The sequence below is a fragment of the Polaribacter tangerinus genome (assembly GCF_038024095.1).
GTDB classification, from domain to species: Bacteria; Bacteroidota; Bacteroidia; order Flavobacteriales; family Flavobacteriaceae; genus Polaribacter; species Polaribacter tangerinus.
Map to the genome: position 1 here is coordinate 1,789,024 of NZ_CP150668.1, position 25,751 is coordinate 1,814,774.

At 31.9% G+C, this 25,751-nt stretch carries 25 protein-coding genes and 1 tRNA gene; 18 read left to right on the top strand and 8 right to left on the bottom strand.

The window, feature by feature from the left end:
• Positions 1 to 6: 6 nt before the first annotated feature.
• Both WHD54_RS07845 and WHD54_RS07850 read right to left on the bottom strand, forming a co-directional pair.
• Positions 7 to 2,055 (bottom strand): insulinase family protein, encoded by a 2,049-nt coding sequence (locus WHD54_RS07845; protein ID WP_088324714.1) that lies wholly within the window; start codon positions 2,053 to 2,055, stop codon positions 7 to 9.
• A gap of 42 nt (positions 2,056 to 2,097) precedes the next feature.
• On the bottom strand, positions 2,098 to 3,411 hold the full coding sequence (locus tag WHD54_RS07850; RefSeq protein WP_088324713.1) for a M16 family metallopeptidase: 1,314 nt from the start codon (positions 3,409 to 3,411) through the stop codon (positions 2,098 to 2,100).
• Positions 3,412 to 3,678: 267 nt separating this feature from the next.
• On the opposite strand from WHD54_RS07850, the gene rplU reads away from it, so the two are divergent.
• The 9 genes from rplU (at position 3,679) to WHD54_RS07895 (ending at position 10,658) form a co-directional block, all read left to right on the top strand.
• Positions 3,679 to 4,188: a 50S ribosomal protein L21 gene (gene rplU / locus WHD54_RS07855; RefSeq protein WP_088324712.1), complete on the top strand. Its 510-nt coding sequence runs from the start codon at positions 3,679 to 3,681 to the stop codon at positions 4,186 to 4,188.
• 27 nt (positions 4,189 to 4,215) lie between these two features.
• Positions 4,216 to 4,476 carry a 50S ribosomal protein L27 gene (rpmA, locus tag WHD54_RS07860; protein ID WP_088324711.1) on the top strand — a complete coding sequence of 87 codons (261 nt, stop codon included), beginning with the start codon at positions 4,216 to 4,218 and terminating at the stop codon, positions 4,474 to 4,476.
• A gap of 105 nt (positions 4,477 to 4,581) precedes the next feature.
• Complete coding sequence (locus WHD54_RS07865) at positions 4,582 to 5,814, top strand: 3-deoxy-D-manno-octulosonic acid transferase (RefSeq protein WP_088324710.1); 1,233 nt, start codon at positions 4,582 to 4,584, stop codon at positions 5,812 to 5,814.
• A 22-nt stretch (positions 5,815 to 5,836) separates the two neighbouring features.
• Complete coding sequence (locus WHD54_RS07870) at positions 5,837 to 6,397, top strand: YeeE/YedE family protein (RefSeq protein ID WP_088324751.1); 561 nt, start codon at positions 5,837 to 5,839, stop codon at positions 6,395 to 6,397.
• 9 nt (positions 6,398 to 6,406) lie between these two features.
• Positions 6,407 to 6,820 (top strand): YeeE/YedE thiosulfate transporter family protein, encoded by a 414-nt coding sequence (locus tag WHD54_RS07875; RefSeq protein WP_088324709.1) that lies wholly within the window; start codon positions 6,407 to 6,409, stop codon positions 6,818 to 6,820.
• Positions 6,821 to 7,813, top strand: a complete 993-nt coding sequence (moaA, locus tag WHD54_RS07880; protein ID WP_088324708.1) for a GTP 3',8-cyclase MoaA — start codon at positions 6,821 to 6,823, stop codon at positions 7,811 to 7,813. It abuts the gene before it with no gap.
• 3 nt (positions 7,814 to 7,816) lie between these two features.
• Positions 7,817 to 9,034, top strand: a complete 1,218-nt coding sequence (locus WHD54_RS07885; protein ID WP_233131025.1) for a molybdopterin molybdotransferase MoeA — start codon at positions 7,817 to 7,819, stop codon at positions 9,032 to 9,034.
• The gene (gene moaC / locus WHD54_RS07890) at positions 9,034 to 9,510 is read left to right on the top strand and encodes a cyclic pyranopterin monophosphate synthase MoaC (RefSeq protein WP_088324706.1); all 477 of its coding nucleotides are present in this window, start codon (positions 9,034 to 9,036) and stop codon (positions 9,508 to 9,510) included. Before WHD54_RS07885 ends, moaC begins: the two co-directional genes overlap by 1 nt.
• 38 nt (positions 9,511 to 9,548) lie before the next feature.
• On the top strand, positions 9,549 to 10,658 hold the full coding sequence (locus WHD54_RS07895; RefSeq protein WP_088324705.1) for an NTP transferase domain-containing protein: 1,110 nt from the start codon (positions 9,549 to 9,551) through the stop codon (positions 10,656 to 10,658).
• Positions 10,659 to 10,667: 9 nt separating this feature from the next.
• Here the strand turns inward: WHD54_RS07895 and WHD54_RS07900 are convergent, their stop codons facing one another.
• Positions 10,668 to 11,810, bottom strand: coding sequence for an ATP-binding protein (locus tag WHD54_RS07900; protein WP_088324704.1), 1,143 nt, complete (start codon positions 11,808 to 11,810; stop codon positions 10,668 to 10,670).
• 230 nt (positions 11,811 to 12,040) lie between these two features.
• On the opposite strand from WHD54_RS07900, the gene WHD54_RS07905 reads away from it, so the two are divergent.
• Together WHD54_RS07905 and WHD54_RS07910 are read left to right on the top strand one after the other, a co-directional pair.
• Positions 12,041 to 13,234, top strand: a complete 1,194-nt coding sequence (locus WHD54_RS07905; RefSeq protein ID WP_088324703.1) for a phosphoglycerate kinase — start codon at positions 12,041 to 12,043, stop codon at positions 13,232 to 13,234.
• A gap of 172 nt (positions 13,235 to 13,406) precedes the next feature.
• A complete protein-coding gene (locus tag WHD54_RS07910; RefSeq protein WP_088324702.1) occupies positions 13,407 to 14,447 on the top strand; it encodes an aldo/keto reductase in 1,041 nt (346 codons plus the stop codon).
• Positions 14,448 to 14,524: 77 nt separating this feature from the next.
• Here the strand turns inward: WHD54_RS07910 and WHD54_RS07915 are convergent, their stop codons facing one another.
• Entirely contained in the window at positions 14,525 to 14,842 is a 318-nt protein-coding gene (locus WHD54_RS07915; protein ID WP_088324701.1) for a DUF6370 family protein, read from the bottom strand.
• A 12-nt stretch (positions 14,843 to 14,854) separates the two neighbouring features.
• Positions 14,855 to 16,537 (bottom strand): glutamine--tRNA ligase/YqeY domain fusion protein, encoded by a 1,683-nt coding sequence (locus tag WHD54_RS07920; protein WP_088324700.1) that lies wholly within the window; start codon positions 16,535 to 16,537, stop codon positions 14,855 to 14,857.
• Positions 16,538 to 16,856: 319 nt separating this feature from the next.
• Here WHD54_RS07920 and WHD54_RS07925 point away from each other — a divergent pair, with 319 nt between their 5' ends.
• The 7 genes from WHD54_RS07925 (at position 16,857) to WHD54_RS07955 (ending at position 22,741) form a co-directional block, all read left to right on the top strand.
• The gene (locus WHD54_RS07925) at positions 16,857 to 17,267 is read left to right on the top strand and encodes a DUF2452 domain-containing protein (RefSeq protein WP_088324699.1); all 411 of its coding nucleotides are present in this window, start codon (positions 16,857 to 16,859) and stop codon (positions 17,265 to 17,267) included.
• 33 nt (positions 17,268 to 17,300) lie between these two features.
• Positions 17,301 to 17,657 carry a dihydroneopterin aldolase gene (gene folB, locus WHD54_RS07930; RefSeq protein ID WP_088324698.1) on the top strand — a complete coding sequence of 119 codons (357 nt, stop codon included), beginning with the start codon at positions 17,301 to 17,303 and terminating at the stop codon, positions 17,655 to 17,657.
• Between the two features lie 85 nt (positions 17,658 to 17,742).
• A tRNA-Cys gene (locus tag WHD54_RS07935) sits at positions 17,743 to 17,813 on the top strand.
• A 143-nt stretch (positions 17,814 to 17,956) separates the two neighbouring features.
• Positions 17,957 to 18,142, top strand: a complete 186-nt coding sequence (locus WHD54_RS07940) for a hypothetical protein (protein WP_088324697.1) — start codon at positions 17,957 to 17,959, stop codon at positions 18,140 to 18,142.
• A 139-nt stretch (positions 18,143 to 18,281) separates the two neighbouring features.
• Positions 18,282 to 19,127, top strand: a complete 846-nt coding sequence (locus tag WHD54_RS07945; RefSeq protein ID WP_088324696.1) for an MBL fold metallo-hydrolase — start codon at positions 18,282 to 18,284, stop codon at positions 19,125 to 19,127.
• 8 nt (positions 19,128 to 19,135) lie between these two features.
• Entirely contained in the window at positions 19,136 to 20,833 is a 1,698-nt protein-coding gene (locus WHD54_RS07950) for a S8 family peptidase (protein WP_088324695.1), read from the top strand.
• Positions 20,834 to 20,899: 66 nt separating this feature from the next.
• Positions 20,900 to 22,741 (top strand): M1 family metallopeptidase, encoded by a 1,842-nt coding sequence (locus tag WHD54_RS07955; protein WP_088324694.1) that lies wholly within the window; start codon positions 20,900 to 20,902, stop codon positions 22,739 to 22,741.
• Positions 22,742 to 22,824: 83 nt separating this feature from the next.
• Here the strand turns inward: WHD54_RS07955 and WHD54_RS07960 are convergent, their stop codons facing one another.
• The 3 genes from WHD54_RS07960 to WHD54_RS07970 form a co-directional block, all read right to left on the bottom strand.
• On the bottom strand, positions 22,825 to 23,490 hold the full coding sequence (locus tag WHD54_RS07960) for a LysE family translocator (RefSeq protein ID WP_088324693.1): 666 nt from the start codon (positions 23,488 to 23,490) through the stop codon (positions 22,825 to 22,827).
• Positions 23,491 to 23,554: 64 nt separating this feature from the next.
• Positions 23,555 to 24,601, bottom strand: a complete 1,047-nt coding sequence (locus WHD54_RS07965; protein WP_088324692.1) for a ferredoxin--NADP reductase — start codon at positions 24,599 to 24,601, stop codon at positions 23,555 to 23,557.
• 7 nt (positions 24,602 to 24,608) lie between these two features.
• Entirely contained in the window at positions 24,609 to 25,598 is a 990-nt protein-coding gene (locus WHD54_RS07970; protein WP_088324691.1) for an aspartate-semialdehyde dehydrogenase, read from the bottom strand.
• Between the last annotated feature and the right edge of the window lie 153 nt (positions 25,599 to 25,751).

Sequence of the window (25,751 nt, forward strand, 5' to 3'; positions counted from 1 at the left end):
AGTTAATTATTCGAAATCGGCATCGGTTACACCTTCATTCACTTTAATTTCTTTAATTTCAAATTCTAAATTCATTGGTCCCATTTTCTGACCAATAGCATGCGGAAACTTAATTCCGTTTACTTCTTTATAATCTGAAAAAGTAGTTGGTAATTTTACTTCTTTACCATCAGGTGTTTTACTTGTTTTAACTTCTTTAATTTTTAACCAAGACGTCATGTCGTAATACACTTCTTTGTCGTTGCTTTTTAATACAATTGCATTTTTACCATCTACAGGTTCAATTCTTAAAAGTTCTCCAGAAGCATAGTTTAGGTCACTAAATAAAGCATTTCCGTTTTTAGCCTCCTCTATTTGGGCAGGTTGCATTTCCATTTTTTGTCCTCTAGCCTCAGAGTATCCTGTAGTTCCGTTAAAAACACTTTTTTGCATTACATTCCCCATAACAGCAATTTCTTGTGATGTTTTATTTGGGGCAGCAGCTTTCATTGTCATTACTAGAGGAGTTCCTTGTATAGTTGCATTTGCCACCATCATAGTAGTTTTTACTGCAAGTACTTTATCTTTACCTCCAATAGCATTTAAGTATTTGTCTACCACAGAGGCAGCTGTCATGCCAGTAGGAATTGGCATTGTCATTGCTGGCTTTTCTGTAGGATTTCCTTCTTTGTCAAAATATTTAATTACATAGTCGGTTTTTTCAAGATTTTTAAGCACTTCAATACCTTTTCCGGTAATTACAATTCTTGCTTTGTCACCTCTAAAATATTTGATAGCTGCATTTTGAACATCATCTAAAGTTACTGCTTTGATATTTTTAATGTAGTTTTCGTAAAAATCTTCTGGTAAATTGTAACGTTCTATGTTAAGAGCAAAGTTTGCTATAGTTCTTGGTTTTTGAACATCCATTACAAAACTACCGATGTAAGCTTCTTTTGAGTTGTTAAGTTCCTCTTCAGTAACTTTCTGATAGCGAATTCTGTTTATTTCTCTTTGCAGTTCTACAACAGAACTATCTGTAACCATGTTTCTAACACTGGCTGTAGCTCTAAAAGTACCGGTGTATTTACTTTGTCTTAAGCTAGAATACGAGCCATAAGTGTAACCTTTATCTTCTCTTAAGTTCATAAACAAACGAGCCGTTCCACCACCACCAAGTATGTTGTTTGCAAGCAATGCTGCGTAGTAGTCTTTATCACCTAAAGTTAAATCTACAGTATTTATTACTGCTATTTCAGATTGTACAGCATTGTCCATATTTACAAAATTAATTTCTGTAGTAGGTACTTTTTTGATTTCTGGCATTGTGTATGCAGGAATTTCTCCTTTTTGCCAGTCTGAAAATAATGAAGTAACTAGTTTTTTAGTTTCTTTAATATCAATATCTCCCTCTATAACCAAGTAAGCATTGTTTGGTTTGTAGTAGGTGTTGTAATTGTTTTTAATATCATCTAGAGTAATTCTCTTAATGCTTTCTTTTGATGTAAACTCTCCAGAAGGATGATTTCTCCCATATGTTAATACGTTTTCTACACGTCTTGCAACACTTGTTACACTTTTTTCGTTCGATTTTAAACCGTCTAATGTAAGCTGAACTTCTTTTTCAAATTCTTCTTGTGTAAATTCAGAGTTTTTTACTCCATCTGCCATCAATTCTAGAATTTCTGGGAAGTATTTTTTCAAAGACGATGCAAAACCTCCAGAACTAAAGAAGGAAACATTAGCACCTAAAAAATCTACCTTTTCATTAAACTCATCTTTTGTAATATTGGCAGTTCCTCTACCAAGCAAGCTTCCCATCATAGAAGAAACCCCTGCAATATCTCCTTCTAGGTAAGGTTTATTGTCTATCGATAAATTTGCAGCCACTCTTGGTAACTTGTTGTTTTCTACGAGTATAACTTTAAGGCCATTTTTTAATGTAAACTTTACTGGTTTCCCAAGTTTTACTACCGGATCTGGACCCGGTTTTGGCATTTTACTTCTATCTATTTGTGCATTTATACTTAATGTAGCTACAAAAAGTACCACCAATGCTAAAATTTTTGTTTTCATATTTTGTGTCTTAGTATTCATATAATCTTAGATTATATTTTCTTATTTTTTTTCTGGTAAATATTCTAAAATCAATCTCTGATTTGGATTTAGGTACTTTTTAGCCACTTCTTTAATTTCTTCTCTAGTAATAGATCTGTAAATTTCTATTTCTGTGTTTATTAAATTAGTATCTCCATAAAGCACATTATATCTTGCTAAAGAGTTTGCAATTCCCTCTACACTAGAGTTAGAATTTACATAATTATTTTCAAACTGATTTTGTAGCTTTTGGTATGCTTTTTCTGAGATTAATTCTGTTTGAATTTTAGCTATTTCCTCGTCTATTTCATTTACAATATCCATTAATTTGGTGTCTCCTTGTGGGAGTCCGAATAAAATGTAGGTACCATAATCTTCCTGACTTGCGTTAATTGCACCAGCTTGAAGTGCCATTTTCTTTTCGTCAACTAATTTTTTGTACAATACAGAACTTTTTCCAGTACTTAAATATGATGAAATCATATCTAAAACTCTAGAATCTCTAGTTTTCATAGAAGGAGTTCTGTAGGCAGCCATTACAGCAGGAATTTGAATATTTGGGTCATATCCTTTAGCAGTAATTGTTTCGGTAATAGGATCTTCTTTTGGGAAGTTTTTAGTAATTTCTTCACCTCTAGGAATATGACCAAAATAGTCTTGAATCATTTTTTTTGCAGTTGGTACATCAATATCACCAGCTACTACTAAGGTTGCATTGTTAGGAACATAAAATTTCTTGTTAAATGCTAAAAACTCCTCAAGAGTTGCAGCATCTAAGTGTTCCATTTTACCAATAGTGGTTCCTTTGTATGGGTGTTTTTTAAAAATATTTTGTTTTACATATTCTAAAAAACGAGAATACGGTTGATTGTCTACTCGCAACCTTTTCTCTTCTTTAACAACTTCGTTTTGTGTATCTACACCTTCCTGACCAATAATTGGATGTAACAAACGCTCAGACTCCATCCAAAGGCCTAATTCCAATTTATTTGATGGAAAAATTTCGTAATAATAAGTTCTATCATCTGTAGTGTTAGCGTTGTTTCTACCTCCATTAGATGACACTAATTTAAACCATTCTCCTTTCTTAATATTTTTGGTACCTTCAAAAAGCAGGTGCTCAAAAAAATGTGCCATTCCAGTTCTATCAGGCTGTTCATCTTTTGCTCCTACATGGTACATAACAGAAGTTACTACTACTGGAGCAGAGGTGTCTTTGTGTAAAATAACGTGCATTCCGTTATCTAGATTATACTCTTCAAATTCAACCTTTTGTGCATTTGCAGAAAACGCAACTAACACTGCTGAGGCAAGAGTTAAAATACTTTTTTTCATTTATTTTTGTTTAGTTAATAATTAGGTAAAAGTTGGACGCAACTTTTGTAAAGATGTTACATTAAATTTCTTTATAAATGATGTAACGTTCAAATTTAAAATAAAAAAATAAATAATCTACTTGTTAGGCACTTTAATTCTATTGATTTTAGTAGAATTGGTTTAATTTTAACATTATTTGTAGAGTTGCAAAAAAGATGTATATTTGCATCCGCATTTTAAAGAATAAAAGTGCATTAATAAGTAGAAATACGTAAAACAAAAAGTATGTACGCAATCGTAGAGATAGCAGGGCAGCAATTTAAAGTTGCAAAAGACCAAAAAGTATACGTACACCGTTTACAAGGTGAAGAGGGTTCAAAAGTTACTTTTGATAACGTTCTTTTATTAGATGAAAATGGTAGTGTAACAATTGGCGCCCCAGCTATAAATGGAGCCGCAGTAACGGCAACAATTTTAGGTCACCTTAAAGGTGATAAAGTAATCGTTTTTAAGAAAAAAAGAAGAAAAGGTTACCAAAAGAAAAATGGACACAGACAGTATTTAAGTGAAATTCAAATTGAATCAATTACTGCATCTGGTGCAAAAAAATCAACCAAAAAAGAAGCTGCTCCAAAAAAGGAGGCTGCTGCTAAAAAAGTTGAGGTAAAAGAAGCTGCTACAACAGATTATAGTTCTATGACTGTTGCAGAATTAAAAGCTGTAGCTAAAGAAAAAGGTATCACTGGATATACTTCTTTAAAGAAAGCAGAATTAATTGAAGCGCTAAGCAAATAAAAATTTCAATTTTAAAACCATAATATCATGGCACATAAAAAAGGAGTAGGTAGTTCGAAGAATGGTAGAGAATCAGAATCGAAACGTCTAGGAGTAAAAATATTTGGAGGACAAGCTGCAATTGCAGGAAATATTATTGTTCGTCAGAGAGGTACAACTCACAACCCAGGTGAAAATGTTTACATGGGTAAAGATCATACTTTGCATGCAAAAGTTGATGGTGTTGTTGAATTCAGAAAGAAAAAAGACAACAGGTCTTACGTTTCTGTTACACCTTTTGAAGCTTAATAGTAAGTTTTAAAACACATAAAAAAAAGCTCAAACATTGTTTGAGCTTTTTTTTGCTTTTTATTTATTTAAATTTTAAGCATTCTATTTTGTACTTTTACGAGCATGAATTTTGTATATAACGTTGTTGTTTTTATAGCAAGTCTTTTATTGCCAATTTTAGCACTTTTTAATAAGAAAATAAACCTTTTTGTTACAGGAAGAAATGAAACTTTTACAAAGATAAAGGCAGTAAAAGGAGAAAAAAATATTTGGTTTCACGTAGCCTCTTTGGGCGAATTTGAACAGGCAAGACCATTAATAGAACAACTTAAAACATCACATTCATCGTATAAAATTGTTGTTACTTTTTTCTCTCCTTCCGGATACGAAATTCGTAAAAATTATAGCCTTGCCGATGTTGTTTGTTATTTGCCTTTAGATACTAAAAGGAATGTTTACAAGTTTGTAAAAGAACTACAGCCAACAATGGCTCTTTTTGTAAAATATGAATTTTGGCCCAATTTATTAATTGAGTTGAAAAAGCAAAAAGTACCTACAGTATTGGTATCAGGAATTTTGAGAAAAAATCAACTTTTTTTTAAAAGTTATGGAGGTTTTATGAAAAAGTCCTTAGAAGCCTTTCACCATTTTTTTGTACAAGATACCAATTCCCTAAATTTATTAGCTTCTATAGGATTCACAAACGTTACTGTGGCAGGAGATACTCGTTTTGATAGAGTGTCGAAACTTTTAAAGCAAGATAATTCATTAGATTTTATAAGCGAATTTAAAGAAGATAAATTTACCCTAATCGCAGGAAGTACTTGGCAAGAAGATGAATCTTTATTGGTAACATATATTAATAAGTATGCTTCAAAAACAGACAAATTTATTATAGCACCGCATACCATACAATCTTCGGCCATAAAAGTTTTAAAAAATAGTATTCAAAGTAAAACGGTATTATTTTCAGAAAAAGGAGGTGTAAACCTTGCTAATTATCAAGTTTTAATTGTAGATGCTATAGGTCTTCTCACAAAAATTTATGCAGCTGCCGATGTTGCTTATGTTGGTGGTGGTCTAAAAACTGGCTTACACAATATTTTGGAGCCTGCAACATTTGGTGTGCCCGTAATTATTGGTAACAAATACATAAAGTTTAAAGAGGCAGTAGATTTGGTAAAAATAGGAGGATGTATTTCTATTAGTAACCAGGAAGAATTTACCAACAATTTACAAATTTTAAAAAAAGACGAAGGTTTTAGAAACCTAACAGGTGTAATTAATAAAAGGTATATTGAAGACCATATAGGTGCAACAGAAACCATTATGAATTACATTACTCATAAAATTTAAAATATTTTAATATTAACCAATGATAGAAACTATTTTACAACCTTGGCCTTGGTATGTTGGAGGTCCCTTAATTGCCATTACATTATTTTTGTACTTTTATTTTGGAAAAAATTTTGGAGCCTCGACAAATTTCGAAACTTTATGTACTATGAGTGGTGCTGGTAAAGTTTCGGACTACTTTAAAAAAGACTGGAAAGAAAGAGATTTTGCAATTTTTTTTGTAGTAGGATTAGTAATTGGCGGTTTTATAGCCTCTAATTTTCTAATACCTAATCAAGAAATTACTTTAGATTCAAATACCATCAGCGAGTTAAATGAACTTGGTTTTACCAGGGTTGCTCAGCAATATTTTCCCACAGAAATTTTTGGTTACCAAGCAATCACTTCCGTTAAAGGTTTTTTAATATTGATTATTTCTGGTATTTTAATAGGATTTGGAACCCGATACGCAGGCGGTTGTACATCTGGCCATGCTATTACAGGTTTAAGTAGTTTGCAGTGGCCTTCTTTATTGGCTGTAATAGGTTTTTTTATAGGTGGTATTTTAGCAACTTGGTTTGTAATACCCCTTTTATTCTCATAAAATAATACAATGAAAAATAGTAGATTTTTATTTTTAGGTATCTTTTTTGCCATAGTTTTAAGTAAGTCACAAGCCATTTCTTGGTATCGATTTTATGAAATGTTTACTTTTCAATCTTTTCATATGTTTGGTATTATTGGAAGTGCTGTTGTTATATCAGCTATTTTTATGCAATTGTTTAAGAGAGAAATTGTAAAAGATATAAACGGAAAAGTTATCTCTCCCAAAAAGAAGAAAAAAGGCATTTTTAGCACTCTTTTTGGAGGTACTTTATTTGGTTTAGGTTGGGGAGTTTCGGGTGCTTGTGCAGCACCGATTTTTGTAATTTTAGGTTTTCAACCAATTGCAGCTTTACTCTTGTTATTAGGCGCGCTTTTAGGGGCATTCTTATACGGAATTATAAGTAAAAAATTACCGCAATAAATGAGCAACTTAATAGACAGTTTTGGCAGACAAATAACCTATGTAAGATTGGCGGTTACAGATAGGTGTAACCTACGCTGCCAATATTGTATGCCTGCTCAGGGTATAGATATTGTGCCAAAACAAGAGTTATTAACCTTTAAAGAAATGTACCGTTTAATTCGTGTTTTAACTGAGTTAGGTGTAAAAAAAGTTCGTTTAACAGGAGGAGAGCCCTTTGTACGTAAAGATTTTGTTGGTTTTTTAGAAATGTTATCTCATAACGATTTGTTAGATGCTATAAACATTACTACAAATGGCGCTTTAATTTCTAAACACATAAATACCATTGAAAAGTTAGAAAAAGTAAAAAATATCAACTTAAGTATTGATAGTTTACAGAGAGAAAAATTTACTAAAATTACACGAAGAGATGTATTTCCTGAAGTATATAAAACATTCGAATTATTAGAAAAAAGTAGCTTAAATTTAAAGCTAAATGTGGTGGTTCAAGCCGGTTTTAATACTGATGAAATTTTAGATTTTGTAAAATTAACAGAGCATAAAAATGTTGCTATTCGGTTTATAGAGGAAATGCCTTTTAATGGAAAAGGACAACGAGAAATACAAGAAAATTGGACTTATAAAAAAATTTTAGAAGAAATTCAAACTCAATTTAATGTTGTAAAAATTAAATCAGAAAAATCATCTACTTCTCAAAATTTTTCTATAGAAAATCATTTAGGTACCGTAGGTATTATCCCTGCTTTTACCAGAACTATTTGTAGCGATTGTAATAGAATACGAATTACATCAACAGGAACTTTTAAAAATTGTTTGTTTGATGATGGCGTTTTTAATCTACGAGACTTTATTAGAAAAGGAGCTTCTAATGAAGATTTAAAAGAACTTTTTTTATCTTTAGTGAAGCAAAAACCAGCAAATGGTTTTATTGCAGAAGGGAACAGAAAAAAAGGAGACGTAACTGAAAGTATGAGCACAATAGGAGGGTAGTTTATGATGATTTCAGTAGACAAAGCAACACAAATAGTAATAAGCAACTCTCAGTATTTTGGAGAAGAAGTCATTCCGTTTTTAAAATCTACACAAAGAGTTTTAAAAGAGCCAATTACTGCAGATAGAGATTTTCCTCCTTTCGATAGGGTTTCTATGGATGGAATTGCAATTAGCTATAATGCTTTTAAAAAAGGACAAAGAGCTTTTGAAATAGAAGGAATTCAGGCCGCTGGAAGTACACAAATCTCCATGACAAATTCTGCACATTGTATTGAAGTAATGACGGGAGCTATTTTACCAAAAAATACAGACACCGTAATTCGTTACGAAGATATTTCTATTCAAAATAATACAGCTACAGTATTAATTGCGAATGTAAATAAATGTCAGAATGTTCATAGTAAAGGAAAAGATGGTAAAAAGCACACACAATTAGTAGCTCCTAATACCATTATTTCTGCTGCAGAAATAGGAGTGTTAGCCACCGTTGGTAAAGTATTAGTAAAAGTTGCAAAACAACCAAAAGTAATGGTAATTTCTACAGGAGACGAGCTGGTTTCTGTAGCAGACTCTCCTTTAAAACACCAAATTAGAAGATCTAATGTTTTTACCATTGTTTCGTTGCTAGAAAGAATAAAAATTCCGGTAGAAACTGCACATATTAAAGATGATAAATTACTTTTAAAAGAAGCTGTTAAAAACTATCTAAAACAATACGATGTATTGCTTTTTAGTGGAGCTGTTAGTAAAGGTAAGTTTGATTTTTTACCAGAGATTTTAGAAGAATTAGGTGTCGAAAAAAAGTTTCATAGAGTAGCACAAAGACCAGGAAAACCATTTTGGTTTGGCGTTTCTGATAGTAATAAACACCCAAACAACAACAATAATACTGTTGTATTTGGGTTTCCGGGTAACCCAGTTTCTACTTTTGTGAATTGTTTGGTGTATTTTTATCCTTGGTATTACAAATCTTTAGGATTAGAATTAAAGGAGGAAACTGCAATTTTAGCAAAAGATGTAACTTTTAAACCAACATTAACTTATTTTTTACAAGTAACCTTAACGAGTAAGTTTGGACATTTAGTAGCTACTCCAATTGACGGAAATGGCTCAGGAGATTTGGTAAGTTTGGTACATGCAAATGCTTTTATAGAGCTACCAGCCAATAAAGTTGAATTTAAATCTGGCGAGGTTTTTAAAATATTTAGATATAGATAATGAGTAATTTTACACACATCGATAAAAACGGAAACCCTAAAATGGTAGATGTTTCGGTAAAAAAGACAACTAAAAGAACTGCTATTGCTAAGGCTTCTATGTTTTTAGGGGAAGAGATTATTTCTAATTTCTCAGAAAATGAACTCTACACCAAAAAAGGTCCTGTTTTTCAGACTGCAATTATTGCAGGAATTCAGGCTGTAAAAAAAACATCGTCTTTAATTCCGATGTGCCACCCATTATTAATAAATGGAGTAAATGTGCAAATTGAGGTAGTTGACAGTGAGAATATTAATGTTTTTTGTAAAGTAACTATCGAAGGAAAAACAGGAGTAGAAATGGAAGCCTTAACGGGTGTAAATATTGCTTGTTTAACCATTTATGATATGTGTAAAAGTAGGAGTCAAAAAATGATAATTAAAGAAATTAAGTTGGTGGAAAAAACAGGAGGAAAATCAGATTTTAAAAGCAATTAAATTTCGTTTTAAATTTATATTCACAATAAGTTACTTATATGAAAAAGCATCAAAAACACACTAATTTAGAAAAAAGGCATATCGATAATTTTGCTCCAAATGAATTTGCTTTTTTAGGTGCTAATTGCAGTGTTATTTCCGATGTAGTTTCGCAAATCTCTCAAACATTATCTTCCTATAAATTAGCTTATTTCGATGCATCTCATGCAACTGAAGTAGAAAAAAATTATTTTTCTAAATATGTGTATCATCACCAAGGAAACGTCGAAATTCAAACAACTGGTGCTGTAAATAAATTTGAACAGCGTTTGCAATTTGCACAATATGATGCTGTTTTTATCAATGGAAATCATTACGAAGGTGCTAAGCAAATTTTAATTTTAGATGCTAAAAAAGAAGCCTCTGTTTTAAAACGAATATCGCAATTAAGTAACATTCAGTTTATAATAAAGTTAGAAGAAAAAACTCCTATTTTCGATTTTTTATTAGAAAAGTATCCGAATTTAAAAAACAAAAATTGTTATTCTATTCATGATATAGATAAAATTTCGACTCATATAAACACATTGATTAAAGAAAAAACACCCAATACAAAAGGGTTGGTTTTAGTGGGTGGTAAAAGTACAAGAATGGGAACTGATAAGGCTTTATTAGATTATTACGGAGTTTCTCAAAAAGAATTTGCGAGTAAATTATTAGAAAAAAATGGAGTTCCAACTTTTTATGGTGTTAGTGCAAAAACAACTGAGGCAAAAGAAATACCAGATGTTTTCTTAAACTTAGGTCCGTTTGGTAGTATTTGCTCAGCTTTTCAGAAAGACCCAAATTCTGCTTGGTTGGTGCTCGCAACAGATGTACCTTTTGTAGATGATTTGCTGATAAAAAAATTATTACATCATAGAAACAGTAGCAAAGTAGCAACAGCAATTAAAGGAATAGATAATCAATTTCCAGAGCCATTAATTACTATTTACGAACCCAAAGCCTATCCAATTTTACTTCAATATTTGGCAATGGGATATTCTTGTCCGAGAAAAATGCTTATCAACTCTGATGTAGAAATTGTAGAAGTAGCAAACCATTTTATAAGAAATATAAATACCCCCGAAGAGTTTGAGAAAGCAAAAAAGGAAATTAAAGGAAAGTAATATTTCTTTTTAAAGAGTAACTTCTTTTTTATGAAGAAAACGAGTTAATTTCATAGAGGCATCTAATAAAATTACTTTTGCATTTCCGTTTCTTTCTATATGATAAATTGCAGTATTTAACTCTTTTTCTATGTCTATAATATTACCACCATGAATAAAAGGAGCAAATTTAGAAAGTTCGAACTTAGTTTTCGTTTCCATAAATACTAGTTGCTCGCTTTTGTAGTTTAGTAGCATTGCTTGTCTAAAAAATTGCAAACAATATTCTAAAAAACGTTTTTGAGTTTCTCTACCAGATTTCGCAATAGTGTCTGACCACGCAATTAATTGCTGAACAACAGAAGCATCAACTTTGGCCTTAAAGGCGGTTCTTACCCAAGTAACAAACCATTCTTCAAAAATTATATCTGCAGTATCATTTTTGTACAAATGCAGCGCTTTATTATAATTGCCTTCTGCTTGGTGAGTAATTTTAGCGGCATCGTTTGTGGTACAATTTTCCTTTTCTATTAGTGCATTGGCAATATCACTTTCACTTAATACAGGAAAATGGAGTGCTTGGCATCTCGATTTTATGGTATTTATAATTTGCTCTTCATTTTCTGAAATAAGAATAAAAACAGTTTTACTTGGTGGCTCTTCAATAAGTTTTAATAATTTATTTGAGGCTGCAGTATTCATTTTTTCTGCCATCCAAATAATCATCACTTTAAAACCACCTTCATAAGATTTTAGTTGTAATCTTTTTACAATATCTTCAGCCTCATCAACCCCAATAGTACCTTGTTTGTTTTCTACACCAATAAATTGAAGCCAATTAAACAAGCTACCATATGGCTGAGTTTTTATAAATTCTCGCCAATCTTCTAAAAAAAGACTACTAATAGCGTGTTTTTTTACACTATCGTTTGTGGTTACAGGAAACGCAAAATGCAAATCTGGATGCTGTAATTTTTCACACTTTAAAAGAGCGGCCTCTTTATTGTCGGAAAAATTAGCAATTAAAAACTGAGCGTAGGCAATAGCCATTGGCAAAGTTCCGCTACCTTCTTTACCAATAAAAAGTTGTGCATGTGGTATTCTACCATTTTCTGCAGAAACTTGCAAATGAGTTTTTATGTGATCTTGACCTATAATTTGGTTAAAAAGCATTTACAAATATAAAATTTGTTCTTTAGAAAATGATATATTTTAGGATTCAAAAAAAAGTTTTTAAACGAATTATCTGCAATGGGTGTGTAACGTATTTTAAGTAGTTAAAAAACCACTTAAATTGAGTACTATTTTTTGTAATTTCTATTACGCAATCGTTAACTTAACTTTTCTTGTTTCAGTTTTTAAAAAACTAAAGAATTCGGTATTTTTGTGAAAACAACCCAAAAATGAAAACACTAAAAGATTTTAATTTCGAAAATAAAAAGGCCATTATTCGTGTAGATTTTAATGTACCCTTAAATGCAGCATTTCAAGTAACAGACAGTACTAGAATTCAGGCTGCAAAAGCAACTATTATAGATATTTTAGAACAAGGAGGAAGCTGTGTTTTAATGTCTCATTTAGGAAGACCTAAAGGATTTCAATCAGAATTTTCATTGCAGCATATTGTAAAGTCAGTAGCTACTATTATTGGGTGTAACGTTAAATTCGTACCAGATTGTGTAGGGGAAAAAGTAGAGGAAGCTGTAGCAAATTTAGAACCTGGTGAAGTACTACTATTAGAAAACTTGCGTTTTTATGAAGAGGAAACTAAAGGAGATATTGCATTTGCTCAAAAATTAGCTAATTTAGGAGATATATACGTAAATGATGCCTTCGGAACTGTACACAGAGCACACGCATCTACCACTATTATTGCACAGTTTTTTGAGAACAACAAATGTTTTGGAAATTTATTGGCAAGAGAAATAGAAAGTATAGATAAAGTATTAAATAATTCGGAAAAGCCCGTACTAGCTATTTTAGGAGGTGCAAAAGTATCTTCTAAAATAACGGTTATAGAAAATATTTTAGATAAAGTAGACCATCTTATTATTGGTGGTGGAATGAGTTTTACTTTTGTTAAAGCCCAAGGTGGTAGCATAGGAAACTCTATTTGTGAAGATGATAAAATGGAGCTAGCATTAGCTATTTTAAAACAAGCAAAAGAAAAAGGAGTAGAGGTTCATATTCCTGTAGATGTTGTTGCAGCAGATAATTTTTCGAATGATGCAAACACTCAGGTTTGCGACATTAATGCCATTCCTGATGGTTGGGAAGGAGTAGATGCAGGACCAAAATCTAGCGCTATTTTCGATGCCGTTGTAAACCAATGTAAAACCATTTTATGGAACGGACCTTTGGGAGTTTTTGAAATGGAATCTTTTTCTGCAGGAACCAAAGCACTTGGAAATTCTATAGATAAAGCAACTAAAAATGGTGCTTTTTCTTTAGTTGGAGGTGGAGATTCTGTTGCAGCAGTTAAACAGTTTGGTTTTGCAAGTAAAGTAAGTTATGTTTCTACTGGCGGTGGTGCTATGTTAGAAATGTTAGAAGGAAAATCTTTACCAGGTATCGATGCAATTTTAAAAGAATCATAAACAACATATATCTGTTACACCTTTAATAGCAGTTGTTAATTGGTTATAATTTATTTTTATAAGCGTATAATTTTAAAATTATACGCTTTTTGTTTTACGTATATTTAAGTTTTAACTTCGCATTTTACAGTACTACATTTTAATAAGAAAAAATTCAGTTATATAGTAAGTTATGAAATATACTACATTACCAAATACCAATATTAAAGTTTCTAAAATTTGTTTGGGAACGATGACATGGGGAAATCAAAATACAGAAGAAGAAGCTTTTGAGCAAATGAACTATGCACTAGAGCAAGGAGTCAATTTTTTTGATACTGCAGAGCTGTATCCTGTTCCTGCAACTGCAGAAAGATATGCAGATACAGAACGTATAATTGGCAATTGGTTTCAAAAATATGGAAATCGTAAAAATGTGGTTTTAGCTAGTAAAATTGCTGGTGGTGGCGATTATACAAAGCACATTCGAACAGGAGGTTTTACGAAAGAAAATTTAACAGATGCTATAGAAAAAAGTCTCGAGCGTTTGCAAACTGATTATTTAGACTTGTACCAGCTTCATTGGCCATCGAGAGGTGTTAATTGTTTTGGTACTAGAGATTATCCATATAAAACAAGTACTAAAGAAGCAGAAAATCATTTAGAAATTTTAGAAACGCTTCATAAATTTGTGTCATCAGGAGTTATAAAAGCTATCGGTCTTTCTAATGAAACTCCTTGGGGAACGATGAAGTATTTAGAAACAGCAAAAGCAAATAATTTACCCAAAATGGCTACCATTCAAAATTCGTACTCTTTAATACATAGGGCTTATGAATACGGAATGTCGGAAGTTTCTTTAAGAGAAAATATTGGTTTACTGGCTTATTCACCGTTGGCACAAGGTGTATTGTCTGGTAAATATTTAAACGGAAATAGTCCCGAAGGGTCAAGAGGAAACTTATTTCCAAGATTTATAGCACGTTATATGGGAAATGGCTCTTTGGAGGCTGTTAAGAGATATGAAGAATTGGCTGTTAAAAACGGAATTACATTATCGGAAATGTCGTTGGCATTTATCAACCAATTACCTTTCGTAACAAGCACTATTATTGGAGCAACAAAAATGACTCAACTAAAAGAGAATATTGGTAGTATTAATATTGATTTATCGGAAGAAATACTAAAAGAAATTGAAGCTATTCATGCAGATTTTCCGAATCCGGCACCATAATTTATTACAACTTACAATAAAAAAACCGAAGTAAGTTTGTATAAACTTACTTCGGTTTTTTTTACGCTATTGTATTCTTATTCTAAAGGGATTAATTTCAATTTAGTAGCTAAAAAACGTCCATTTTCAATAGTTCCCTCTATACTTCCTTTTCTTATTACATTGCAAAAGCCAGTATTTTCATCGTGGGCATCACCAAAATCATCAATAGAAAATCCGTCAATAAAATAAGCTTCATCAAATACTTTTACAGCCAAACTACAGCCAGCCTCAGAATCTAACTCAAAGTTACATTGTCCACAAGAAATTTCTGCGGATGCAATTGTTATTTTTGCTTCTTTCTTGCATGCTACAAAGGCTAGTAAACATACAATTATAATTTTTTTAAACAACATATTTTTAGATTATTACTTAGACCAATTATCTCTTAAACCAACTGTTTTATTAAATACAAGTTTATTTTCTGTAGTATCGTCATCAACACTAAAGTATCCTAAACGTTGAAACTGAAAGCGATCGCCAATATTGGCAGATTTTAAACTAGGCTCTACAAAAGCATTGATTATCTCTAAAGAATTCGGATTTAAAAATTCCATAAAATCCTTGTCTTTGTGTGCATCTGGTGCAGGATCTAAAAATAACCTGTCATAAGCTCGAACTTCTGCTTTTAAGGCATGTTTTGCCGAAACCCAATGCAAAGTACCTTTTACTTTACGCATACTTTCTTCGGTACCACTTCCCGATTTTGTAAGTGGGTCATAAGTACACTGAATTTCTGTTATGTGCCCGTTTTCATCTTTTGTACAACTATTAGCAGTAATAAAGTAAGCATTTTTTAAACGCACTTCTTTGCCAAGTTTTAAACGGAAAAATTTTTTATTTGCCTCTTCTCTAAAATCTTCTCTTTCAATGTAAATTTCTCTAGAGAAAGGAACTTCTCTAAACCCAGCAGTTTCATCTTCTTGATTGTTTTCTGCTTGTAAGAATTCCTCTTTTCCTTCAGGATAATTTGTAATAACAACTTTTACAGGGTCTAATACTGCCATAACTCTGTTGGCAGTTTTATTTAGGTCTTCTCTAATTTTAAACTCTAAAAGAGCCACATCAATTACATTTTCTCTTTTAGAAACACCTACAGTTTCAATAAATTTTCGAATTGAGTTGGGTGTATAACCACGTCTTCTTAAACCAGATATTGTTGGCATTCTTGGGTCGTCCCAACCTGCTACAATTTCTTTTTCAACTAAAGTTAGTAATTTTCTTTTGCTCATTACCGTATAACTTAAGTTTAATCTAGAAAACTCTCTTTGCTTTGGAGGCAATGGAAGGGTGTTTTTACTATATTCAAACACATTGTCTCGAAACCAATTGTACAATTCTCGGTGCGGTTTAAACTCTAAAGAACATAACGAATGTGATATTTGCTCTATATAATCACTTTCTCCATGTGTCCAATCATACATTGGGTAAATGCACCATTCGTTACCAGTTCTATGATGTGATTTATATAATATTCGATACATTAATGGATCTCTCATTAACATATTCGGACTTTCCATATCTATTTTTGCACGCAGTGTATGCTCTCCTTCTTTAAATTTTCCCTCTTTCATGCCCAGAAACAATTCTAAATTTTCCTCTACAGAACGGTTTCTATATGGGCTTTCTGTACCCACAGAAGTTGGGGTTCCTTTCTGAACTCTCATTTCTTCTGAAGTTTGAGAATCTACATACGCTTTGCCATCTTTTATTAATAATACAGCCCAATCGTATAGTTGTTGAAAATAATCAGAAGAATAACACTCGTTAGCCCAAGTATATCCTAGCCAAGAAATATCCTTTTTTATAGCATCTACATATTCTTGCTCTTCTTTTGCTGGGTTTGTATCGTCGAAACGTAAATTTACAGGAGCTTTATAAGTTTCGCCCAATCCAAAGCTAATTCCAATTGCTTTGGTGTGCCCAATATGTAAATAACCGTTTGGTTCTGGCGGAAAACGAAAACGTAAATTACTCTTTGGCATTCCGTTTGCCAAATCTTCTTCTATAATGTGCTCTAAAAAATTGAGCGGTTTTTTATTTTCAGACATTTTCTAATAGGAAATATTTAAGTCACAAAATTACATAAAATAAGTTGTTTATTTTTATTTTAGACGTTCCTTTATACTGAAGGCATTCAGTAATAAAGTCGGGCTTTACACGCTATCTTTTTTAGTATTATTTTTTTAAAATGACCTTTGTATTCCGCTTTCCTTTATACAGTTTAAAACCAATAGCATCGTTCCATGCTATTTTGCTTATTTTCAACTTTTTAAAAAAGGATGTTGTTCCAATCCCTAACGCGCAGTTCAACCTCTAAAGTTTTCATAAAATAATTTTGTCTATTCTTTTTTATTGTAATTTTGCATTATGAAAAAAGATGGAGAAAAAAAGCCAGATTTAGTTGTTTTTAATGAAAAAACACAACAATATGATGCTGCTTTAAAACCTTACGGAACTTCTGCTAGCTCGCCTGTTATCAAACCATTAAATACTGCTACATGGCGTAACGATGGTGTACAACGTGTAAATAAACAATTTAAATCTAAGTTTGACGAGGTTAGAAAAGAGTATGAAGAGTTGCTCGAGAAATTTCAATACAACGATTTAATTTATAATGCTAAATTTAGTTTTGAACCAAATATTGGAGAAGTATATCATTTGTATAATAATAGAAATGATGAGCCTTTTTTATCTATTATTTCACCCAATCAATGTAGTTTTAAACACTTAGGTTCCTTTCGTTTAAATACAGACAAAATGTGGGAAAAAGTTACTTAATTTTAAAAAGGAGGTATTATTTAATATAATTTTATGGGTATAATAAAGGTTAATAATATTAGGGTATTTGCATATCACGGCTGTTTAGAAGAAGAAGCTAAAATAGGAAGCGAGTACAGGGTAGATGTAACGGTAAAAGCAAACTTAAAAAAATCGGCAAAGACAGATGAGTTAGCAGATACTATAGATTATGTTCATTTAAATTATATAGTTAAAGAAGAAATGGCCATTCGTTCTAAACTTTTAGAAGAAGTAGCACAAAGAATTTTAGACCGTTTTTTTAGAGAGTTAAGAACACTAAAAAAAGCCACTGTTTCTGTAGCAAAGATCAATCCACCAATTGGTGGAAATGTAGAAGAAGTGGTGGTAATTTTAACAAAAAAGCGATAATTAAAAAAAAATCTTGTAAGACTTCTAAATTTGCGTAAATTTGCAGTCCCTAAAATAATTTAAGAAATAGTATTTAAATACATAAGGTGTCTTGGCCGAGTGGCTAGGCAATGGTTTGCAAAACCATGTACAGCGGTTCGAATCCGCTAGACACCTCTAAAAGCGTTTCAAAAAATATTTTTTGAAACGCTTTTTATTTAAATGCAAATTATCGACTTTATTTTTCGTTCTATCGAAAAATTAAAATTTAAAATATAAAGGGTATTTATGTTTGTACTAACAAAATAATAAAACACTTTATGATGTTACAAATTTTACCACCAGATAATTCCGCTCTAGAAGAATCTTCAGCTTTAGACGGACAATTGTTTTTAGTGATTTTTGCAATGGCAATGGCTGTTTTTTTAGTTCTTAAAATTGCCAAAAAAATAAGTACTATTAAAGTATTTAAATCATCAGAAAACAAAAAATACTCGTCTCAATAATTAGACTTTTCTTAACAATATAACCGCTCATTTTTCTTCATCTTTGATATCTTTAAGATAATATTTAAATAACGGACTCAAATATTCTTTAAAAATTGATAATTTTAAGGAATATTTACACCCAGTTTAAAAAGTTAAGATGAAGATTTATCCAATAGAAACAGGCAATTTTAAGCTAGATGGTGGTGCAATGTTTGGCGTAGTACCAAAAACCATTTGGCAAAAAACAAATCCTGCAGATGCCAACAATTTAATTGATATGAGTATGCGTTGTATGCTCATAGAAAACGGTCAACAACTCATTTTAATAGACACAGGTTTAGGCGCTAAACAATCTGAAAAATTTTTTAGCTATTATTATTTATATGGCGACTTTTCTCTAAACTCATCTCTTAAAAAATTAGGATATCATAGAGATGATATTACAGATGTTTTTTTAACACACTTGCATTTCGACCATTGTGGTGGTGTTATAGAATGGAATACATCAAAGTCAATGTTACAACCTGCATTTAAAAATGCAAAAATTTGGTCTAATAACGCTCATTGGAAATGGGCAACTGAGCCAAATCCAAGAGAAAAAGCTTCCTTTTTAAAAGAAAATATTTTTCCTATTGAAGAAAATGGTCAGTTAAATTTTATCGACAATAATGGTCAAAATTCATTAGGTTTCGATATCTTATTTATGGATGGTCATACAGAAAAACAAATGTTACCAAAAATTACTTATCAAGGTAAAACAATTGTTTTTATGGCAGATTTATTACCAACAATTGGTCATATACCTTTACCATATGTTATGGGGTATGACACAAGACCACTATTAACTATTAAAGAGAAAGATAATTTTTTAAAAGAGGCTGCCGACAATAATTATTACCTTTTTTTAGAGCATGATGCTCATCATGAACTCTGTACAGTAATGCACACAGAAAAAGGAGTACGATTAAAAAACACACATAAATTTATAGATATATTTAATTAGAAACAGAAATGAACGTATTAAAACCAATTATGTATTCAGCTTTTGCTGGTCTTTTATTTGCAAGTTGTAAATCTTCAATAACTACAATACCAGTTCCGGCTGGCGCAAATACAGTTTTAAATATCCCAGCCAAAAAAGCAGGTTTATCTGAAATAGAAACAAAAACTTGGAGTCATTTAGACCTCGAAACCGATACCATACCAGGAATGAGTATTGAAAAAGCATACCAGTTTTTAGATGGTAAAAAAGGAGTTTCGGTAGTTGTTGCTATTGCAGACTCTGGAGTAGATGTATCGCACGAAGATTTAAAAGATGTAGTTTGGGTAAATGAAGATGAGGTTGCAGGAAATAATAAGGATGATGACAATAATGGATATATAGACGATATAAATGGTTGGAATTTTTTAGGAAATGCTGCCGGAGATTTGGTAAATGCAGATCAGTTAGAAATTACAAGGCTTGTTAAAAAAGGAATGGATAAGTTCGGAGATAAAAAAGCAAGTGAAATAACAGCAGAAAATAAAACTGAATTTGAAGAGTTTTTAAAATTAAAAGAAAAATTTGAAGCATCTGTTACTGCCCACGAACAAGAATTAAAAAATTTAAACCAAACAGCTACTAGAATTAATCAAATAGAGGATAATTTTAATGCCGTTAAAAAGTTTTTAGGTAAAGACTCCTTTACCATTGATGATTTAAAAAGTGCCAAACCAGAAAAACCTGTTTTAGCAGCACAAATTGCCGATATTACAAATATGTTAAGCCGAGGAATGACTGAAGAGGCTTTGTTAGATTACAAGAAGCAATTAATGGATTACAAAACGTCTAAGGAATCTGGTAAAAGTTACGACTTAAACTTTAATAAAAGACAAACTTTAGGAGACGATTTATACGACATTACAGATACCAACTATGGGAACAATAATGTTATTGGTTCTAAAGATTTAGAAAGTCACGGTACACACGTTGCGGGTATTGTAGCCGCATCTAGAAACAATAATAAAGGTGTAAACGGTGTAGCGCATAATGTAAAAATTATGGCAGTAAGAGTTGTGCCTGATGGAGATGAGCACGACAAAGATGTAGCTTTAGGTATTCGATATGCAGTAGATAATGGTGCAAAAATAATAAATACAAGTTTTGGAAAAGCCTATTCACCAAACAAGCAGTGGGTGTATGATGCAATAAAATATGCAGCAAAAAAAGATGTTTTAATAGTAAATGCAGCCGGTAACGATGGTAAAAATATAGATGTTGAAAAAACATATCCTAACGACTCCAAAGACTTGTTAACAGAAATAACAGATAACGTAATAACAATTGGTGCAATGAGTGCCTCTTATAATGAAAACTTACCTGCGTCATTTTCTAATTACGGAAAAATAAATGTAGATGTTTTTGCGCCAGGAGTAGCTATATACGCTACGATGCCTAAAGATGAATATGCACAAAATAGTGGAACTTCTATGGCAGCACCTTCTGTGGCAGGTATTGCAGCCTTAGTACGTTCATATTATCCGCAATTATCTGCAAGTCAGGTGAAACATATTTTAATGAATTCTGGTTTTAAAATACCTTTTGAAGTAATAAAACCTGGATCTAAAAACGAGAAAGTTCCCTTTTCTGATTTATCAGTATCTGGTAGAGTTGTAAATGCTTACAATGCTTTAAAAATGGCAGATAGAATTGTAAACGGAAAAAAATAATTTAAAAAACAGCGGTATAATTATCGCTGTTTTTTTACTTTTATATCAAACTAAATTAATAAAATAATGAAAAAAATATTTTTATTTGTTTGTTCAGTAGTACTTTTTACTGCTTGTACTCAAACAAAAAATAGCGTTTACAATCAGGTAACTAGTACTGTAAACCCAGGTTACTGGCAGCAGTATATTTCTTATAAAATGGATATTGATGTAGATGCAGAGAAACATCAATACAAAGGAAAACAAGAAGCAGTTTACACCAATAATTCGCCAGATGAGCTTACAAAAGTATACTACCATTTATACTTTAATGCTTTTCAGCCGGGTTCTCAAATGGATGTTAGGTCTTTAAATATCAAAGACCCAGACGGTAGAGTTAGAGATAGAATTAGTAAACTTACCCAAGATGAAATAGGTTATATTAAAGTAAATACTTTGAAGCAAAATGGAGTTCCGGTGTCTTTTGAAACAGTAGGAACTATTTTAGAAGTAACCTTAAATACGCCAATAAAATCTGGAGAAAGTGTAAAATTTGATATGGATTTTGATGCTCAAGTACCATTACAAATTCGAAGATCTGGAAGAGATAGTAAAGAAAACGTAGCGCTTTCTATGGCGCAATGGTATCCGAAAATGGCAGAATATGATTTTGAAGGCTGGCATACACCACCTTATATTGCTAGAGAATTTCATGGTGTTTGGGGAGATTTTGATGTAAAAATTACTATCGATAGAGAGTATACAGTAGGTGGAACAGGTTATTTACAAAATCCGCAAGAAATTGGGCATGGTTATGAAGATGCTTCAAAACCTTTAAATATTCCAAATACCGAAAAATTAACTTGGCATTTTGTAGCTCCTCGTGTGCATGATTTTATGTGGGCAGCAGACCCAGCATATACTCATGATGTATTAACAATGGATAATGGCATTGATTTGCACTTTTTATATAAGAATGATTTATCTGAAGAGTATACACAAAACTGGAAAGACTTACAGCCTAAAACAGCAGAATTAATGACTTATTTCTCTGAAAATATAGGACAATATCCTTACAAACAGTATTCTGTAATACAAGGAGGAGATGGAGGTATGGAGTATGCAATGTCTACTTTAATTACCGGTCAGCGTAGGTTTGGAAGCTTGTTTGGCGTAACGGCACATGAATTGGCACATACTTGGTTTCAGTTTTTATTAGCAACCAACGAAAGTAAACATCCTTGGATGGATGAAGGTTTTACCTCTTATATTTCTAGCAAGGCCACTGCAGCAATTTTAAAAAATACAGATAAAAATCCAAATGCTGGTCCTTATAGAGGATATAATTTTATGGTAAGTTCGGGGTCTGAAGAGGTGCTAACCACACATGCTGATAGATATAATACCAATAGAGGATATAGTTTTGGGAGTTATGGAAAAGGGAGTATGTTTCTGGCACAATTAGAGTATATTATTGGAGCTGAAAATACAGCAAAAGGGTTAAAAAAATATTTCGAAGATTTTAGTTTTAAGCATCCAACGCCAAACGATGTAAAACGCTCTATGGAAAAGGTTTCTGGTATTCATTTAGACTGGTATTTAAATGAGTGGACACAAACATTACATACTATAGATTATGGGGTAAAAAGTGTTGTTGGAAATGAAATAACATTACAGCGTATTGGTCAAATGCCAATGCCAATAGATTTAGAAGTTGTGTATGCAGATGGTTCTGTAGAAAACTTTAATATTCCACTGAGAATAATGAGAGGTAATAAGCCTACCACTGCAACAGTTATTGAAGATTGGGCATGGGCAAATCCTATATATACTTTTAAGACCTCAAAAAATATAAAATCTGTTACTATAGATAAAAGTAAGTTAATGGCAGATATTAATGATGATAATAATGTTTTTGAGGTAGAGTAATTTTAAAAACATCATTTTAATTTTAAAAGAACCTGTTAAGCAATTAACAGGTTTTTTTATTTAGAATACATTCAAAGGGGTTTTTACTGAATAAATTCCTCAATTTTTTCGTTAGGGATAAATCCTTTAAGCATTAGAAATACGCCACAAATAATTAAAATAATTCCCATTATTTTTTTTACACGAAGAATAACATTGGGAGTCATTTTATTTTTTAGCTGTTTTGCTAGAAATATTTTTCCTAAGTCAGTTATAAAATAGCCCAATAAAATAGCTCCGAAATACCAAAAAATTGCATCCTGATTCATTTTTAATGTAGGACCAATAACTAACACTGTTCCAAACCAAAATGCCAATACACCCACATTTATAAAGTTTAAAAAAAAGCCTTTTAAAAGCAGTTTTAAATAGTTGTTCTTTACGGGAACATTTACAATTTCTGCGGCGGCTAATGCCTCTTTTTTGTTTTCTTTTTCGAGGTAAGTAATGAGGCCATAAATAATTAAAACCAACCCACCTAAAAAGAATAATCTGGGGTCGTCTTTTATTTTCTCTAGAACAGATCTACTTCCGTAGTAGGCAATTAATATAAAAGATAAATCGCCTAAAATTACCCCAATATTAAACATTACTGCTGCCCTGGCACCTTTTAGAATACTAATTTGAATGAGCATAAAAAATACTGGCCCTATCATAAAAGCCATAAAGAAACCAATTAAAAGTGCGTTTTTTAGGTCGTAAATATCCATTCTATAAAAGTAGGAATAAAAATTATATCTCTAAATTTAGTATCGTTAAAACCTAAAAAACTTTTTATACGTCGTCAAAATCTATAGTAACTTTTTCTGTTGTAGGATATGCTTGACAAGTAAGAACAAGGCCTTCTTCAATTTCGCTATCTGTTAAAATTGAGTTTTTTACCATTACTGCTTTTCCTTCTGTTACTTTTCCAAGACAAGAGCTACACACACCTCCCTGACAAGAATAGGGTGGGTCTAATTCGTTACGTAAACTTGCTGCTAATATATCATCTGTTTGCGCCATTACAAAAGTAGTTTCCTCATCGTCTAATAACACGGTAATTTCTGTGGTTCCTTCTTTTACAGCAGCACTTGCTTCTTTGTTTTCAGAAACTGTAAATAGTTCAAAGTGAATATTATTTTTTGAAATATTATTATTTTCTAAGGTGCTAGAAACTTCATGTATCATTTCTTCTGGGCCACATAAAAAAGCAGCATCAAAAATAGTTTCCTTATACATGTTTTTAACAAAGTAGTTGGTTACATTTTGGTCAATTCTTCCACGAAGTTCATTTTTAACTTCCTCTCTACTAAAAATAAAATGTAATTTAAATTGCGAAGAATACGTTTCTTTAAGCTGTTTTAATTCCTCAAAAAATAAGGTATCATTTATGGTTTTGTTACCATAAACTAGGGTAAAAGTAGCTGTTTTTTCTGATGATAAAACTGTTTTTAACATCGATAATATAGGGGTAATTCCAGATCCGGCAGCAATACCTATATAGTTTTTGTTTGCAGACGGTTCCAGTAAAAATCGGCCTTCTGGTGCTGTAATTTCTATGGCATCTCCAGCTTTTAACAGGGTAGTTGCGTAGGTAGAAAACAAACCATTCTCAACTTTTTTAATAGCCACTCTAACCTCTCCACTTTCGGGAGTGGAACATACAGAATATGCTCTTCTTACTTCTTGATTATTAATGGTTTTTTTAAGCGTAATGTATTGTCCTGCTTTAAATTGAAATTTCGATTTTAAATTTTCGGGAATGGTAAATGCCACAGAAACCGCATTTGCGGTTTCTGATTTTACTTCTTGTATGTGTACGTTATAAAATTCTGCCATAGGTATATTAAACTAAACGATGCTGAACTAAATACTCAGCAATTTGAACGGTATTAGTAGCAGCACCTTTTCTAAGGTTATCTGCAACAATCCACAAATTTAAGGTATTTTCTTGAGATTCGTCTCTTCTAATTCTACCTACAAAAACTTCGTCTTTGTTATGTGCATTTACAGGCATTGGATATACATTATTTTTTAGATCATCTTGAACAATTACACCAGGAGTATTGTTAAGAATTTCTCGAACTTCTTGCAAATCGAAATCATTTTCGAACTGAACATTTACGGCTTCTGAATGACCACCAGCAGTAGGAATTCTAACTGCAGTAGCAGTTACAGAAAAAGAAGAATCGTTTAAAATTTTCTTAGGTTCTTTAACCAATTTCATTTCTTCTTTCGTGTATCCATTGTCTAAAAAAACATCGCAATGTGGCAAGGCATTTCTACCAATTTTGTGAGGATAAGCCATTTCTCCTTCAATGCCAGCTTCTTCATTAACTAATTGTTTTACCGCTTTAACACCAGTACCAGAAACCGATTGGTAGGTAGAAATTACCACACGCTTCATTTTGTACCTTTTATGCAAAGGTGCAAGTGCCATGACCAATTGTATAGTAGAGCAATTCGGATTTGCAATAATTTTATCATCAGCCGATAAAACATCTCCATTAATTTCTGGGACTACTAATTTTTTATCAACATCCATTCTCCAAGCCGAAGAATTATCTATAACTGTTGTGCCAACAGCAGCAAATTTTGGTGCCCATTCTAAAGATGTATCACCACCAGCAGAAAACAATGCAATTTCTGGACTCATTTTTACTGCCTCAGCTAACGTTACAATAGTATATTGTTTGCCTTTAAAGTTTATTTTTTTACCAGCAGATTTTTCTGAGGCTACCGGTATAAGCTCTGTTATTGGTAAATTACGCTCCTCTAATACTTGCAACATTACTGTGCCTACCATTCCGGTGGCACCTACTACAGCTACTTTCATTTTTTTGGTTTTTACTTTAAATCTTAATCTTAATTGTAAGAATTACAACAATTCTTTAGCAATGCAAAGATGCTAAAAAAATGCGCTATTTAATTCTATATTATGCCTATAAGTTTGCTAAAGTTTAAAATTAAAGCAAGAAATTTTCTGATG